Here is a 13,426-nt window from a genome sequence, read left to right as displayed (position 1 = left end):
AACAGTGCCCGGGGCGATGTCTCGCCTCGGGCCTGTTTGTCTCAAGCCGCGACGTTGGCGAGCTGTTTCATGAGCAGTCGAATCAACTCCACCGGATGGATGGGTTTGGGCAGCAGCTCCGCGCCGTAGCGGATGGCGACGGGGATGAGGTCGTCGAGCTGCTCGTGTCCGGTGAGGAAGATGAAGGGCGCGTGGCACTCCTTCAGCTCTCGCATGGCGATGAGCACATCCGCGCCGTTCATCCCCGGCATGTTGTAGTCACAGAGGATGGCGGAGATGGCCCCGAGGTCCTGCTCGAAGGCCGCCTCCGGCGACTGCACCGTGACGACGCGATAACCCGCGCTCTGGACGATGTCTGTCACCAGTGAGAGCACGAACAAATCATCATCGATTACCAGCACGGTCTGCATCGCGCTCTCCCGGCAAGCCCGGTTCATCCTATGAGCCGAGCCGGCCTGGAGGGTAGGGCGCGCGACGCAACTCGTCAGCGCGGCTTGGGAGCAGCGGGTCCCGATTGCCCCGCCACGGGCGTGGAGGGAATGAGCACGAGGTCCTCCTGGGGAGGAATGAGGTACTCGGCGCCCGTCTCGGTGACGACGGCCATCTCCTCCACGGAGACGATGCGCTGCGCGTCCGGGGCGCCGTCCTGCCAGGCGAAGAAGCCGTCGAACGCGAACACCTGTCCGGGGCGGACGATGCGCAGGGACTGGCCCTTGGCGGGCTTGGGCTTCGCGCCGCCGGAGAGGGCCGGGCCCACGTCATGCGCCCAGTAGCCCACGGGATGTCCGGTGCCCCACATGACGGGCTCGGAGCCGGCTTCGCGCATCCAGTCGCGCTGGGCCTTGTCCACGTCCCACCCGCTGGCGCCGGGCTTGAGGGCCGCCAGGGCGATGCGGCTGCCCTTCTTGCCCTTCTCCCACTTCTCCAGCGCGGCTTGTGACGGTTGTGTCTCGCCCGGGGCCAGCACGTAGGCGAAGCGCTGGATGTCCGTCACCCACATGCCGCCCACGCGGATGCCGAAGTCCGTCTGGATGAAGTCACCGGGCTGGATGACGCGCTCGGTGGCGTGCGAGTGGCCGCGCGTGGGCCCGCTGTTGACGTTGGGGTTCTGGTCCGGCGCCCACGCGTCCCCCACGCCCAATTCCGCCATGCGCTTCTTGAGGAAGCGCGCCACGTCCACGTCGCGCGTCTTGCCCGGCACCACCGTGCGGTACGCCTCCACCTCCAGCTGCGAGGTGAGCGCGGCGGCCTTGCGCAGGATGTCCACCTCCTCGGGCAGCTTCACGGAGAGCCACTCGGAGACGACGTCCTCGGACGACACCAGCTTCTTGCGCAGCGCGGGTGACAGCGCCTTCTCCAGCGCGGCGCGCTGCGAGGAGGACAGCCCGTCCGCCACCGTCACGGAGGTGGAGGCGTTGATGGCGATGCGCGCGGGCTTCGCGGCGGCGAGCCTCGTGGCCACCTGCGCGTAGAGGTCCACGCCTCGCTCCAAGGGCACCACTTCGTCCAGCGGCCCGACTTCGCGCAGCGCCGTGGCCTCGCCCGCGGGGGACAGCGCCACCGCGCGCACGGCGTCGCCCTGGCGCAGGAACAGGAAGGCCGCGGTGCCGCCCGCGTTCTCCCCGCCGACATGGATGGCCAGCGGGTCATTGTCGTTCTCCCGGCAGAACACCACCCAGGCGTCCACGTTGGCGCGGGCCATGGCCTGGGGCAGCAGCTTCTGGATGCGCTCCTTGCGGATGCGAGGCCAGATGTCGCCAGTGACGACAGGGTCTGCCCCGGCCGCGCCCGCCAGGGGAGCGGAGAGGAGCAGGGCGGAGAGGAGGGCGTGCCGGGCGCGCTTCATGCGTCGGAAATCCTTTCGGGGGGAAGGCGCGGCCATCATCCACGACCTCGTCCGCGTCGAGGACCGCCCCGGTGTGAAGTCCTATCGAGCCCTCGTGAAGATGCTCTCTGTCAGTCCAGACAAACCCGCGTACGCAAGCGTCCGCGCCGTGGCTCGTTTAAGGTGATGACCATGGCCAAGAGCTCCTCCCGCAAGTCCGCCACGAAGGTGAAGGTGAAGAAGCCCGCCGCCCGTGCCGCCGCTCCCCGGAAGGGCAAGGCGACGAAGCCGGCGAAGCCCGCCGCCTCGCGCACCCCGGCGCCCATCTCCAAGGCTGCGCCGCCCATCGTCCTCGAAGCCGAGCCCGTCTTCACCGACGAGCCCGGAATCGAAGCGCCCAAGGCCCTGCCTTCGGGCGAGGAGGGCACCGGCCGCGTGTTGCCCTTCGAAATCGACCCCAAGCGCATGGAGGAAGGGCTGCGCAAGCTCCAGGGTGAAGTCGTGCACTGGGCCAACAAGGGGCGCTACACCCGCGTGCGCTTCAAGTTCCGGGGCAAGCAGCTGCTCCCCGACCTCCCGCTGGCGGCCGTCGTCGCGGCGGAGGGCCTCACCTTCTACTGGGGCGGCATCCTGCGCGTGCTCATCGCCAACGTGGTGGGCCGCAGCGTCTTCCAGGTGGAGCTGGTGAACGACGCGGAGAAGCGCGTCCAGGCCGGCAAGGAGGCGCTGTTGTCGGGTGACGTGGACCAGGCGCTGACACTGTTCCGCGAGGCCGTGTCCATGGACCGGGATTCCGCCGCCGCGCACCTCAATGTGGGCGTGGCCCTCAAGCTCAAGGGAGACCGTGAGGGGGCTCTCGCCGCCTTCGAGAAGGCCAAGGCGAAAGATGCCGAGGGGCCCCTGGGAGCCGAGGCCGAGCGCCTGGCAGCCCCCCTGCGCCCCGCGGGGACCTGGCGCCCCGGCTGAGGCCTCCGGAGGGGCATTTTTTCTCGCGAAAAGCGGGCTGAAACGGGGGTGTTCGAGCGTTCAGTAGGGGGCGCTTTTTTTCGCCCCATCGACGTGTTTTCGAACCCCTTCGACGCTCGAGTCGTCACCCCTTCGTTTCCCCTGTTGACGTAGGGAAATCCAGGGGTTACGAACGCTCCCACACTGGATGGCGGCCCCTCGCGGGGTCCCTCCGCGACCACTCCCAGAGCCCATGGCCGACGACACCACCGACAAGCCGGCACCGCCCTCCTCGCCTCCGCCTCCCAGCGGCGCTGGCGAGCTCATTCCCGTCAACATCGAAGACGAGATGCGACGCTCGTATCTCGACTACTCGATGTCCGTCATCATCGGGCGCGCGCTGCCCGACGTGCGCGACGGCCTCAAGCCCGTGCATCGCCGCGTGCTGTTCGCGATGAACGACCTGGCGAACTACCACAACCGCCCCTACAAGAAGAGCGCGCGCGTGGTCGGTGACGTCATCGGTAAGTACCACCCGCACGGCGACTCATCCGTCTACGACGCCATGGTGCGCCTGGCGCAGCCGTGGAGCCTTCGCTACCTGCTGGTGGACGGCCAGGGCAACTTCGGCTCGGTGGACGGCGATATGCCGGCCGCCATGCGCTACACCGAAGCGCGCATGGACCGCCTGGCCGAGGAGCTGCTGGCGGACATCGACAAGGAGACCGTCGAGTTCGGCCCCAACTACGACGACTCGCTGGAAGAGCCGCTCGTGTTGCCGGCGCGCTTCCCCAACCTGCTCGTCAACGGCAGCAGCGGCATCGCGGTGGGCATGACCACCAACATCCCGCCGCACAACATGACGGAGGTCATCAACGGGACGCTGCACCTCATCGACCACCCGACGTGCACCGTCCGGGACTTGATGGAGTTCATCACCGGCCCGGACTTCCCCACCGGCGCGTTCATCACCGGCCGCGAGGGCATCCACCGCGCCTACGAGACGGGCCGCGGGCAGATTACGGTGCGCGCCCGGTCGGAAATCGAGACGTCGAAGAAGGGTGACCGCGAGGCCATCATCTTCACGGAGATTCCGTACCAGGTGAACAAGGCGCGGCTCATCGAGAAGATCGCCGAGCTGGTGCGCGAGAAGAAGCTGGAGGGCATCAGCGACATCCGTGACGAGAGCGACCGTCAGGGCATGCGCATCGTCATCGAGCTGAAGCGCGACGCGATTTCGCAGGTGGTGCTCAACAACCTGTACACCTCCACGGCGCTGGAGACGACGTTCGGCGCGGTGATGCTGGCCATCGACGGCGGGCAGCCGCGCACGCTGAACCTGAAGGAGATGCTGGACCGCTTCGTGGCGCACCGCCGCGACGTGGTGACGCGCCGCAGCCGCTACGAGCTGCGCAAGGCGATGGCGCGCATGCACATCGTCGAGGGCCTGCTGGTGGCCCAGGACCTCATCGACCTCGTCGTGAGCCTCATCCGCGCGTCCAGGGACCCGGATGAAGCGCGCTGGGGCCTGATGAACATCCTGTCGCCCAACCTCTACGAGCACGAGCGCTTCGCCAACCTCCAGCGCATCGACTACGCGAAGGCGAAGGCGCAGATGGAGATGCTCGTCTCTCGCGCGCGCAACGAGGAGCCCGCCTACCAGGGCCTCGCGCACAAGTACGAGGGCGCGGGCTTCAGCCAGGACCAGGCGCAGAACATCCTGGAGATGCGCCTGCAGCGCCTCACCGGCCTGCAGCGCGAGGAGCTGTTCCGCGAGCTGATTGCCCTGGTGCGCGACGTGTCGCGCCTGCAGGACATCCTCGCCAACGAGCTCTCCCTGCTCACCGTCATCAAGACGGAGCTCTTGGAGATTCGCGAGCGCTACGGCGACAAGCGCCGCACCGAAATCATCGGCGCGGTGGATGACATGACCAGCGAGGACCTCATCGCCGAGGAGACGATGGTCGTCACGCTGTCGCATACCGGCTACGTGAAGCGCTCGCCGCTGTCGGAGTACCGGGCGCAGAAGCGCGGTGGACGCGGCAAGACGGGCGCGGCGACGAAGGAAGACGACTTCGTCAGCAAGCTGTTCGTGGCCAGCACCCACGCGTACCTGATGCCAATCACCACCAAGGGCAAGCTGTACTCGCTCAAGGTGCACCAGATTCCGCAGGCCAGCCGGACGTCTCGCGGCAAGGCGATGGTGAACCTGGTGCAGTTCGGCGAGGGCGAGCGGCTGGCGCAGGTGCTGGTGACGCGCGACTTCCCGGAGAACCGGTACGTCTTCTTCGTCACGAAGCTGGGCGTGGTGAAGCGCACGGACCTGAGCGCGTTCGAGAACGTGCGCTCCAGCGGCATCATCGCGCTCGGCATCGACGAGGGCGACGAGCTGGTGGCGGTGATGATTACGGACGGCACGCAGGACATCCTGCTGTCGACGGCGTCCGGCATGAGCATCCGCTTCCCGGAGACGGAGGTCCGCTCCATGGGCCGCCAGGCCTTCGGCGTGAAGGGAATCACGCTGGACGAGGGCGACCAGGTGGTGGGCGCCGACGTGGTGGAGAAGGACGCCGCCATCCTCACCGTGACGGAGAACGGCTACGGCAAGCGGACGGAAGAGGCCGAGTACCGGCAGCAGGGCCGTGGCGGCAAGGGCATCATCGACATCAAGACCACCGAGCGGAACGGCAAGGTGGTGGGCCTTCTCCAAGTAAAGGAGTCCGACGAGGTGATGCTCGTCACCAACGGCGGCATGCTCATCCGCATGAAGGTGCGGGAAATCTCCGTCATCGGCCGCAACACGCAGGGCGTGCGGCTGATTGCGCTGGAGAACGACCAGGAGAAGGTGATGGCCCTCTCCAAGCTGCCCGAGGGCGAGGAGTCCGAGGAGGAGGGGACGACGCCTCCGGCCGAGGTCGCTGGCGCCACGGACGTGGCCGCCGAGGCCGGGTCTGAGTCCGAGTCCGTCGCATCCGAGCCAGAGGCGTCCGCCGAGGAGCCCGTGGCCGACGAGGGCGGTGGCTCCGAGGAGCCGCAGGCCTGACGCTGGCGTGAGCTGAGCAGTCCAAGCCCCTCTCTCCCATGCTGGGAGGGAGGGGCTTTTTCATGGGAGGGATATGCCCGTAGGGCCTCGTCAGCCAGCACACGTCGGCTGGCGGTGGTCAGAAGCGCCTGCGCGGGCCGGACCTGCGAGTGAGCCTCAGCGCAAGGCCTCGGGGAGCTTCGAGACATCCAGCCGGGGTACGCCGACCTGTGTCACCGCCTGCGCGCCGAACCAGTTGGCCAGCTCCGCGCAGCGCGCCAGCGGCCAGGCCCGCAGCAGGCCCAGGGTGAAGCCCGCGAGGAAGCAATCCCCCGCGCCCGTCGGGTCCACTTCCGTGACGGGCCATGACGGCACCTGGAGCGTCTCCCGTGCGGTGAGCAGCGTGCATCCCTGGGGCCCGCGCGTAATCACCAGACACGTCTTCGCGCGCACCGCGTCGATGTCCAGCACACGCGCCTCCTCCTCGCTCGCCTTGAGCACGTGCAGGTGCCCCAAAAGCGACGCGAAGGGTGTGTCCTCAAGTCTCTGATTGAGCACGCGCCCGTGTGCATCCAGGGTCCGCAGCAGCCCCTGCGCATCCGCCAGCACCTTCGTCGCGTGCAACGACAGACGGATGAGCGTCTCGGGCAGCACCTCTCCCATGACGCCGCATGCGAGCGCCACGCGCGCGTCGAGGATGATGTCCTGGGGGCGGATGGGCTCGGAGCGGGCGTCGACCCGCAGCACGCGCTCCTCCTGGCTCAGGTCCGCGACGAACCGCGTGGTGCGCGTGCCTGGGACGATGCGCGGCGGATATCGCACGCGGTCCGCGTAGGCGAAGTCCTCGCCCGCGACGGCCACCACCGCGTGGTCCACGTCCATGGCGGTGAACACCGACGAGATGTAAGCCGCCGAGCCCCCGAGCGTGTGCACCGTGTCTCCCGGTCCTCGCGACAACACGTCATGGCAATAATTGCCCACGACCAGCGCGTCACACGAGGACCGAGGCGGCATGGTGGGCCTACTTGCGCGTGAAGGACGCGGGAACGGGGGCGCCCGCGGACTTCTCGTCCGTCCACGAGATGTGCAGCACCCACCAGCGCTGGCCGTCGAAGATGAGCTGCACGTTGTTGATGCCGCGAGTGACTGGCGGGCCCTCGGGCGTCTCGCGCGCCTCGTACGCGCTCAGCACGTTGATGAGGTCTCCGTAGCCTGCGACCTGCCGGTGCGTCTCCTTCTCGAAGAAGCCGCGCGTCTTGAAGAACTCCTCGCCCCAGGTCGCGTAGTCGTCGGGGGTGATGGGGGCGACCCCTGGAGCACCACCGGGCTTGGGGCGCTGGACGGAGGCCATCTGCGCGCCGGGATAGAAGAGGGAGCGGAAGCGCTGCCAATCACGCGGCTTGCCGGCGGGGCCACTGATGGAGTCGTAGAGCGCGGTGAGCAGCCCGTCCTGCGTCTTCACGTCCTCGGGGCGCGCCTGGGGCGCCTTCTGGAGCGCCGCCTGGGTCTTCTCCGCCGCCAGCTTCATCGGGCTGGGCGTCGCGGGCTTGGGGGCGGTGGCTGGACTCGTGGGGGCCTGGGGCTTCGCGGCGGAGCTTCCCGTCGCGGGGGCGGGCGCCGCCGATGCCTGGGCGAATGACGGAGCTGCGAGCAACAAAGCCGCGGCGCACGCTGCGGTGTACAGACGATGCATGGGATGAACCTCCAAGACGTCGAGAAGCACCGCGCGGCAGATTAACCCGACGTCCTTGAAACTGTCTGATGCCGCGTGCGGTCAGGAGTCGATGTTCGCGCTTCGACAGTCCGTGCAGGCAGCGCCGAAGGCCACGGCCTCCTGGATGACGACGCTCTCGTGGACGAAGGGTGGCGCCCGCGGGTGCGCGCAACGGGTGGAACCGTGGGGGAGTGTCCGTTAGGGTGCCCCGCCATGATGCGCAAACTCCTCCTGACCTTGCTGTTGTCCGTGTCCTCCACCGCGCTGGCGGCGGAGCCGCTCACCGTCTACTCCGGCCGCAACGAGAAGCTGGTGGGACCGCTGCTCAAGAAGTTCACCGAGAAGACCGGCATCGAGGTGAAGGTGCGCTACGGCGAGACGCCACAGCTCGCCGCCACGCTGCTGGAGGAAGGTGACAAGACTCCGGCGGACGTGTTCTTCGCGCAGGACGCGGGAGCGCTCGGCGCGCTCGGCAACGCGGGTCGGCTCCAGGCGCTGCCCAAGGCGACGCTGGACAAGGTGGACGCGCGTTTCCGCTCGCCGACGGGGCTGTGGGTGGGCGCGAGCGGTCGCGCGCGTGTCGTGGCCTACAACACGAAGAAGGTGAAGCCGGCGGACCTGCCCAAGAGCATCCTCGGCTTCACGGACGCGAAGTGGAAGGGCCGGCTGGGCTGGGCGCCCACCAACGCGTCCTTCCAGTCCTTCGTCACCGCGCTGCGGCTGCTCAAGGGCGACGAGGCGGCCACCGCGTGGCTCAAGGGCGTGAAGGCCAACGAGCCGCGCGTCTACAAGAACAACGCGGCCGTCGTCGAAGCGCTGGGCCGCGGTGAAATCGACGCGGGTTTCGTCAACCACTACTACCTGTACGCCGCGAAGAAGAGCAACGCGGAGCTGCCCGTGGCCAACTACTTCGTCGCGGCGGGAGACCCGGGCGCGCTGGTGAACGTGGCGGGCGTGGGCATCCTCCAGGGGACGAAGCAGGTGGAGTCGGCACAGAAGTTCGCCGCGTTCCTGCTGGAGCCGGAGGCGCAGACGTACTTCTCCCAGGAGACGTACGAGTACCCGCTGGTGAAGGGCGTGAAGACGGCGGACGCGCTGCCGACGCTCGCGAAGGTGGGCTCGCCGGACCTGGACCTGTCCAAGCTCGACGACCTGCGCGGCACGGTGAAGCTGCTCCAGGACACCGGCGTCCTCTGAGGCCAGTGAAGTGACACGTCGTCCTCCGGGGTGGTTGCTGGTGTCGGGGCTGGTGGTCGCCGCGCTCGCGGTGCTGCCAGCGGTGTACCTGGGCGTTCGCGCGGCGGAAGCCGATGCGGACACCTGGGCCCTGCTCTGGCGTGACAAGACGTGGGGCCTGTTGTGGCGCACGCTGGGGCTCGCGGTGGCGGTGACCGTCTGCGCCGCCCTGGTGGCCCTGCCGCTGGCGTGGCTCACCACGCGCACGGACCTCCCGGGACGACGTGGCTGGACGGTGCTCTTGTGCGTGCCGCTCGCGGTGCCGACCTTCGTCAGCGGCTACGTGCTGCTGGCGACGTTTGGCAATGGGGGCGTGTTGGAGGAGCCGCTGACTCGCTGGGGGCTGCCGGTGCCCTCGGTGTATGGCTTTCCCGGCGCGCTCCTGGCGCTGACGGTGTCCACGTATCCGTATCTCTTCCTCGCGTTGCGCGCGGGCTTGCTCTCGCAGGACCCCGCCTGGCTGGAGGGTGCGCGCAGTCTGGGCATGGGTCCGGCGCGGGCGTTCTGGAAGGTGACGGCGCCGCTGTTGCGTCCGGCCTTCGTGTCCGGCGCGCTGCTCGTCGGGCTGTATGTGTTGTCGGACTTCGGCGCGGTGGCGCTGCTCCAGTACGACGCCTTCTCGCGCGCCATCTATGTCCAGTACGAGGGCGCGTATGACCGGACCTACGCCGCGCTGCTGGGGCTGGCGTTGGTGGTGGTGACGGCGGCCGTGCTGGTGCTGGAGGTGCGGCTGCGAGGGCGCGCGGGTTATCACCGCAGCGCGAAGGGCGCCGCGCGGGTGTTCTCGCCCGTGTCGCTGGGACGCTGGCGGTGGCCCGCGCTGCTGCTGTGTGGCGCGGTGGTGGCGGTGGGCGTGGTGCTGCCGGTGGGCGTGCTCGTGTACTGGGGTGTGCGGGGGTTGGTGGGGGAGAGCGCGTCGATGATGGCGCCGGCGCTCGGCTCGGTGCTCGCGTCGGTGCTGGGCGCGGTGGCGTCGGTGCTGGGCGCGCTGCCGCTGGCCTTCCTCGCGGTGCGATATCCGGGACGGCTCACCCTGGCGATGGAGCGAGTCTCCTACGTGGGTTATGCGCTGCCGCCCATCGTCCTGGCGCTGTCGCTCGTCTTCCTGGGCGTGCGCGCGCTGCCGTTTTTCTACGGCACGCTGGTCATGCTGGTGCTGGCGTACGTGGTGCGCTTCCTGCCGCAGGCGGTGGGCACGGTGCGCTCGGCGCTGCTCCAGCTCAATCCGCACCTGACGGAGGCCGCGGCGTCGCTGGGGCAATCGCCTTCGACGGTGTTCCGCCGCGTCACCGCGCCGCTCTTGCGTCCTGGGTTGCTGGCGGGCGCGGTGCTCGTCTTCCTCACGGCCATGAAGGAGCTGCCGGCCACGTTGCTGCTGGCGCCCATCGGCTTCGAGACGCTCGCCACTCGCGTGTGGGGCGCCACGGCCGAGGGGCGCTTCGCGGAGGCCGCATTGCCCGCCCTGGTGCTGATGGCCATCTCCGCGCTGGGGGTGGGCCTGCTCGTGTCGCAGGAGGGCGACGCACCCCGGGGATGACCTCGTGTGCTCGGGCTTTGCGAGGCTCGCGACACACAGCGGAGGCTCCCTCACGTCGCGGCTCGCACTGTTGCCGTCGGGAGTCCTGGTGGCCGGCCTCATCTCCAGGTTCGACGAGGACGCGAATGCGGACGTCGATGGCCGCTCGGCCGGAGGCATCGGCCCCAGCGTCGACGAGAACGTGAAGGTGGACGTCGAGACACGGATGGCCGCTCGGCCGCCCTGGAAGTCGCGGCGGAACGAGGTAGGGTGCGCGGCGCCTTCGCCATGTCCCTGCTCACGCTCGACGCCCTGTCCCTGCGCTACACCCCCAGCGGCACCGCCGCCGTGGATGGTCTGTCATTGTCGGTGGAGCCCGGTGAGGTGGTGGCCTTGCTCGGCCCTTCCGGCTGCGGCAAGACGACGACGCTGCGCCTGGTCGCGGGCTTCGAGCGGCCCGGCGCGGGCATGCTCACCCTGGACGGCCGCGTGCTCGCGGGGCCGGGGGCCTTCGTGCCTCCAGAGCAGCGCAGCGTGGGCATGGTGTTCCAGGACTACGCCCTGTTCCCGCACCTGTCCGTGCTGGAGAACGTGACGTTCGGCCTGTCGAAGTTGTCGCGGCGCGAGGCGGAGGACAAGGCGCGCGCCATGCTGACGATGTTCGGCCTGGGCGAGTTCGCCTCGCGCATGCCGCACGCGCTCTCGGGAGGGCAGCAGCAGCGGGTGGCGCTGTCGCGCGCGCTGGCGCCGGGCCCGCGCGTCTTGCTGTTGGACGAGCCCTTCTCCAGCCTGGACAGCGGGCTGCGTGCGTCCACGCGAATCGAAGTGCGGCGGGTGCTCAAGTCGCTGGGCGCCACGGTGGTGCTCGTGACGCATGACCAGGGCGAGGCGATGGCCTTCGCGGACCGGCTGGCCGTCATGCGCGCGGGCAAGGTGGAGCAGGTGGGCACGCCCGAGTCCGTCTACTCCGCGCCGCGCACGGCCTTCGTCGCGTACTTCCTGGGAGGCACGAATCTATTGCCTGGCATGGGCTTCGGGGGCGGGGCGCGCACGGTGCTGGGCAATCTGCCGGTGCTGGGGACTGCCAAGGGAAAGGTGCTGCTGTCGCTGCGTCCGGAGTCCCTGCGGCTGGTGCCGGACAAGGACGCGGTGGCGGTGGGTGGGGCACTGCGCGCGGAGGTCCTGTCGCGCGAGTTCCAGGGGCCCAGCGCCGAGTACACCGTGGCCTGTGGCGGCATGGAGCTGGTGGTGCGTGGCGCGCCGGAGTCGCCGCTGCGGCCAGGAGACAGGGCCCGGCTGGAAATCGTGGGGAAGGCGGGCGTGCTGGAGGACAGTCCCGACTAGGTTGGCTGTCCTCCGAGCAGGCAGGCGGCGTACGCTGGGGGCGGCTCCCGGGGTGCAATCACCCGGCCTCCCCGTGCGTAGAGGTGGGTATGAACATCGCAGGTCTTCGTGGCATGGGCACCCGCTTTTTTCAGTACGTGAGGGACCCTCGCGTAGCGCTCTGGCGGAAGCTGGCCGGAGTGGTGGCGGTGGTCTACTTCCTGTCGCCGGTGGACGCGGTGCCGGACTTCATCCCCGTGTTGGGCTGGTTGGACGACCTGGGCATGTTGTCCGCGGCGGCGTTCTTCATGGTGCGTGAGGTCCAACGCTACCGGCCCGAGCAGCCCTGGGACGGCGTCCCGAGGGACGCGGAGGGGCACGAGCGCGTGCCGCCCACCGTGCGAAAGCACGTCTGAGCCGGAAAGTTCCGCCCGGAATTCCAGGCTCCAGCAGTGTCCCGGGAATCTGACGCCGCGCGTCCGCGAGTTCCCGTGGTGTGCGCGGAGGGGACGCGGAATCATGGGCGTGCATGGACACGTCCCAGGGAAGCAAGGTGGTCCTCGTCACGGGAGCCTCCTCGGGTATTGGCGAGGCGTGCGTCGAGCTGCTGACGGTGCGCAAGCACATCGTCTATGGCACCAGTCGTCGTCCGCCGACGAAGGAGTCGGTGGGCTACAGGATGCTGGAGCTGGACGTGACGCAGGACGCGTCCGTGCGCCGCGCGGTGCAGACGGTGCTGGAGCGAGAGGGCCGCATCGACGTCGTCGTGAACAACGCGGGCCACGCGTTGGCGGGGGCGGTGGAGGACACCTCCGTGGAGGAGGCGTGGCGGCAGCTCGACACGAATGTGTTGGGGGTGTTGCGCGTCTGCCAGGCGGTGTTGCCGTCGATGCGTGAGCGGCGCTCGGGCCGCATCATCAACATCAGCTCATTGGGTGGGGCGGTGGGGTTGCCGTTCCAGGGTTTCTACAGCGCGAGCAAGTTCGCGTTGGAGGGCCTGACGGAGAGCCTGCGTCAGGAGGTGGAGGCGTATGGCATTCACGCCACGCTGGTGCAGCCCGGAGACGTGCGCACGAGGCTGACGGACAACCGGGTGCGCGCGGCGGCGTCTTGCGAGGGCTCGGCGTACCGCGAGTCCTTCGAGAAGGTGTTGGCCGTCATCGAGAAGGAGGAGCGCCAGGGCGTGCCTTCCGAGGACGTGGCGCGGCGGGTGCTGGAGGTGATGGAGGCGGAGGAGCCAGACGTGAGGTACTCGGTGGGGAAGCTGGCGCAGCGCGCGGCCCTGGTGGCGAAGGTGCTGCTGCCCGCGAAGACCTTCGAGGGCATCCTGATGTCGATGTATGGCTTGAAGCGGCGCTGAGCGCTCAACCCCTGTCGAGCGCCTTCTTCATGGCGGCCATGCCCTCCTCAATCATGGGGCCGACAGCGGCGCTGGCCTCGTGGGGCAGGAAGTCGGCGGTCCAGACGACCCGGCTCCCCGTGCCCTCCGCGAAGACCTGGACTGCTCCGTTGTAGTGGGTCAGCGGTCCACCTTCCGCGCCCCATACGAGGCGCCGTTCCTTGTCGTCCACCGTCACGATGGGCTCCTTGACCACCATGCCGTTGCGGAAGGTGACCACGCGGGCTCCCGGCTCCAGGCGCGTGTCGACCACGAACCCGGGAACCAATCGCGTGTGGAGCGCGCCGATGTCTCGGATTGCATCCCAGACAAACTCGGGCGTGGCGCTCGTCGTGATTTCTTTCCGGATGGAAGCCATGTGTGTGTTCTCCTGAGGTGAGCCCTGCTTGTAGAAGGTGCTCGCCAGTTCCTCTTGGAGAATCTTGCGGCCTACTATTCCAAGCCAG

Annotated in this window: 12 protein-coding genes; 7 read left to right on the top strand and 5 right to left on the bottom strand. The window is 68.9% G+C overall.

Annotation, left to right across the window (positions count from 1 at the left end; translation table 11 throughout):
* Nucleotides 1-41 precede the first annotated feature (41 nt).
* Together LZ199_RS38370 and LZ199_RS38365 are read right to left on the bottom strand one after the other, a co-directional pair.
* Nucleotides 42-410: a response regulator gene (locus LZ199_RS38370; RefSeq protein WP_253998760.1), complete on the bottom strand. Its 369-nt coding sequence runs from the start codon at nucleotides 408-410 to the stop codon at nucleotides 42-44.
* Nucleotides 411-484: 74 nt separating this feature from the next.
* Nucleotides 485-1,846: a M24 family peptidase gene (locus tag LZ199_RS38365; RefSeq protein WP_253998759.1), complete on the bottom strand. Its 1,362-nt coding sequence runs from the start codon at nucleotides 1,844-1,846 to the stop codon at nucleotides 485-487.
* 171 nt (nucleotides 1,847-2,017) lie between these two features.
* On the opposite strand from LZ199_RS38365, the gene LZ199_RS38360 reads away from it, so the two are divergent.
* Both LZ199_RS38360 and gyrA read left to right on the top strand, forming a co-directional pair.
* Nucleotides 2,018-2,791 (top strand): tetratricopeptide repeat protein, encoded by a 774-nt coding sequence (locus LZ199_RS38360; RefSeq protein WP_253998758.1) that lies wholly within the window; start codon nucleotides 2,018-2,020, stop codon nucleotides 2,789-2,791.
* Nucleotides 2,792-3,023: 232 nt separating this feature from the next.
* Nucleotides 3,024-5,813, top strand: coding sequence for a DNA gyrase subunit A (gene gyrA / locus LZ199_RS38355; RefSeq protein WP_253998757.1), 2,790 nt, complete (start codon nucleotides 3,024-3,026; stop codon nucleotides 5,811-5,813).
* 156 nt (nucleotides 5,814-5,969) lie between these two features.
* Here the strand turns inward: gyrA and LZ199_RS38350 are convergent, their stop codons facing one another.
* Entirely contained in the window at nucleotides 5,970-6,806 is an 837-nt protein-coding gene (locus tag LZ199_RS38350; protein WP_253998756.1) for a PfkB family carbohydrate kinase, read from the bottom strand.
* 7 nt (nucleotides 6,807-6,813) lie between these two features.
* Complete coding sequence (locus LZ199_RS38345) at nucleotides 6,814-7,485, bottom strand: nuclear transport factor 2 family protein (protein ID WP_253998755.1); 672 nt, start codon at nucleotides 7,483-7,485, stop codon at nucleotides 6,814-6,816.
* Nucleotides 7,486-7,719: 234 nt separating this feature from the next.
* On the opposite strand from LZ199_RS38345, the gene LZ199_RS38340 reads away from it, so the two are divergent.
* The 5 genes from LZ199_RS38340 (at nucleotide 7,720) to LZ199_RS38320 (ending at nucleotide 12,941) form a co-directional block, all read left to right on the top strand.
* Entirely contained in the window at nucleotides 7,720-8,703 is a 984-nt protein-coding gene (locus tag LZ199_RS38340; protein WP_253998754.1) for an iron ABC transporter substrate-binding protein, read from the top strand.
* A gap of 10 nt (nucleotides 8,704-8,713) precedes the next feature.
* A complete protein-coding gene (locus LZ199_RS38335; RefSeq protein ID WP_253998753.1) occupies nucleotides 8,714-10,279 on the top strand; it encodes an ABC transporter permease in 1,566 nt (521 codons plus the stop codon).
* A 267-nt stretch (nucleotides 10,280-10,546) separates the two neighbouring features.
* The gene (locus LZ199_RS38330) at nucleotides 10,547-11,602 is read left to right on the top strand and encodes an ABC transporter ATP-binding protein (protein WP_253998848.1); all 1,056 of its coding nucleotides are present in this window, start codon (nucleotides 10,547-10,549) and stop codon (nucleotides 11,600-11,602) included.
* Between the two features lie 89 nt (nucleotides 11,603-11,691).
* Nucleotides 11,692-11,997: a YkvA family protein gene (locus LZ199_RS38325; RefSeq protein ID WP_240356151.1), complete on the top strand. Its 306-nt coding sequence runs from the start codon at nucleotides 11,692-11,694 to the stop codon at nucleotides 11,995-11,997.
* Nucleotides 11,998-12,110: 113 nt separating this feature from the next.
* Nucleotides 12,111-12,941, top strand: coding sequence for an SDR family oxidoreductase (locus LZ199_RS38320; RefSeq protein ID WP_253998752.1), 831 nt, complete (start codon nucleotides 12,111-12,113; stop codon nucleotides 12,939-12,941).
* A 4-nt stretch (nucleotides 12,942-12,945) separates the two neighbouring features.
* On the opposite strand, the gene LZ199_RS38315 is transcribed toward LZ199_RS38320, so the two are convergent.
* A complete protein-coding gene (locus LZ199_RS38315; protein WP_253998751.1) occupies nucleotides 12,946-13,338 on the bottom strand; it encodes an SRPBCC family protein in 393 nt (130 codons plus the stop codon).
* Nucleotides 13,339-13,426 lie beyond the last annotated feature (88 nt).

The sequence above is a fragment of the Myxococcus qinghaiensis genome (assembly GCF_024198215.1).
Classification (GTDB): Bacteria; Myxococcota; Myxococcia; order Myxococcales; family Myxococcaceae; genus Myxococcus; species Myxococcus qinghaiensis.
The sequence above is the reverse complement of the archived record's forward strand: the minus strand, read 5'-3'. Positions and strand labels throughout refer to the sequence as shown.

Bases quoted from the DNA above. Each gene is read 5' to 3' on its own strand.
- gyrA (WP_253998757.1), top strand. From the start codon at position 3,024: ATGGCCGACGACACCACCGACAAGCCGGCACCGCCCTCCTCGCCTCCG.
- LZ199_RS38360 (WP_253998758.1), top strand. From the start codon at position 2,018: ATGGCCAAGAGCTCCTCCCGCAAGTCCGCCACGAAGGTGAAGGTGAAG.
- LZ199_RS38315 (WP_253998751.1), bottom strand. From the start codon at position 13,338: ATGGCTTCCATCCGGAAAGAAATCACGACGAGCGCCACGCCCGAGTTT.
- LZ199_RS38365 (WP_253998759.1), bottom strand. From the start codon at position 1,846: ATGAAGCGCGCCCGGCACGCCCTCCTCTCCGCCCTGCTCCTCTCCGCT.
- LZ199_RS38325 (WP_240356151.1), top strand. From the start codon at position 11,692: ATGAACATCGCAGGTCTTCGTGGCATGGGCACCCGCTTTTTTCAGTAC.
- LZ199_RS38350 (WP_253998756.1), bottom strand. From the start codon at position 6,806: ATGCCGCCTCGGTCCTCGTGTGACGCGCTGGTCGTGGGCAATTATTGC.
- LZ199_RS38345 (WP_253998755.1), bottom strand. From the start codon at position 7,485: ATGCATCGTCTGTACACCGCAGCGTGCGCCGCGGCTTTGTTGCTCGCA.
- LZ199_RS38330 (WP_253998848.1), top strand. From the start codon at position 10,547: ATGTCCCTGCTCACGCTCGACGCCCTGTCCCTGCGCTACACCCCCAGC.
- LZ199_RS38340 (WP_253998754.1), top strand. From the start codon at position 7,720: ATGATGCGCAAACTCCTCCTGACCTTGCTGTTGTCCGTGTCCTCCACC.
- LZ199_RS38320 (WP_253998752.1), top strand. From the start codon at position 12,111: ATGGACACGTCCCAGGGAAGCAAGGTGGTCCTCGTCACGGGAGCCTCC.
- LZ199_RS38370 (WP_253998760.1), bottom strand. From the start codon at position 410: ATGCAGACCGTGCTGGTAATCGATGATGATTTGTTCGTGCTCTCACTG.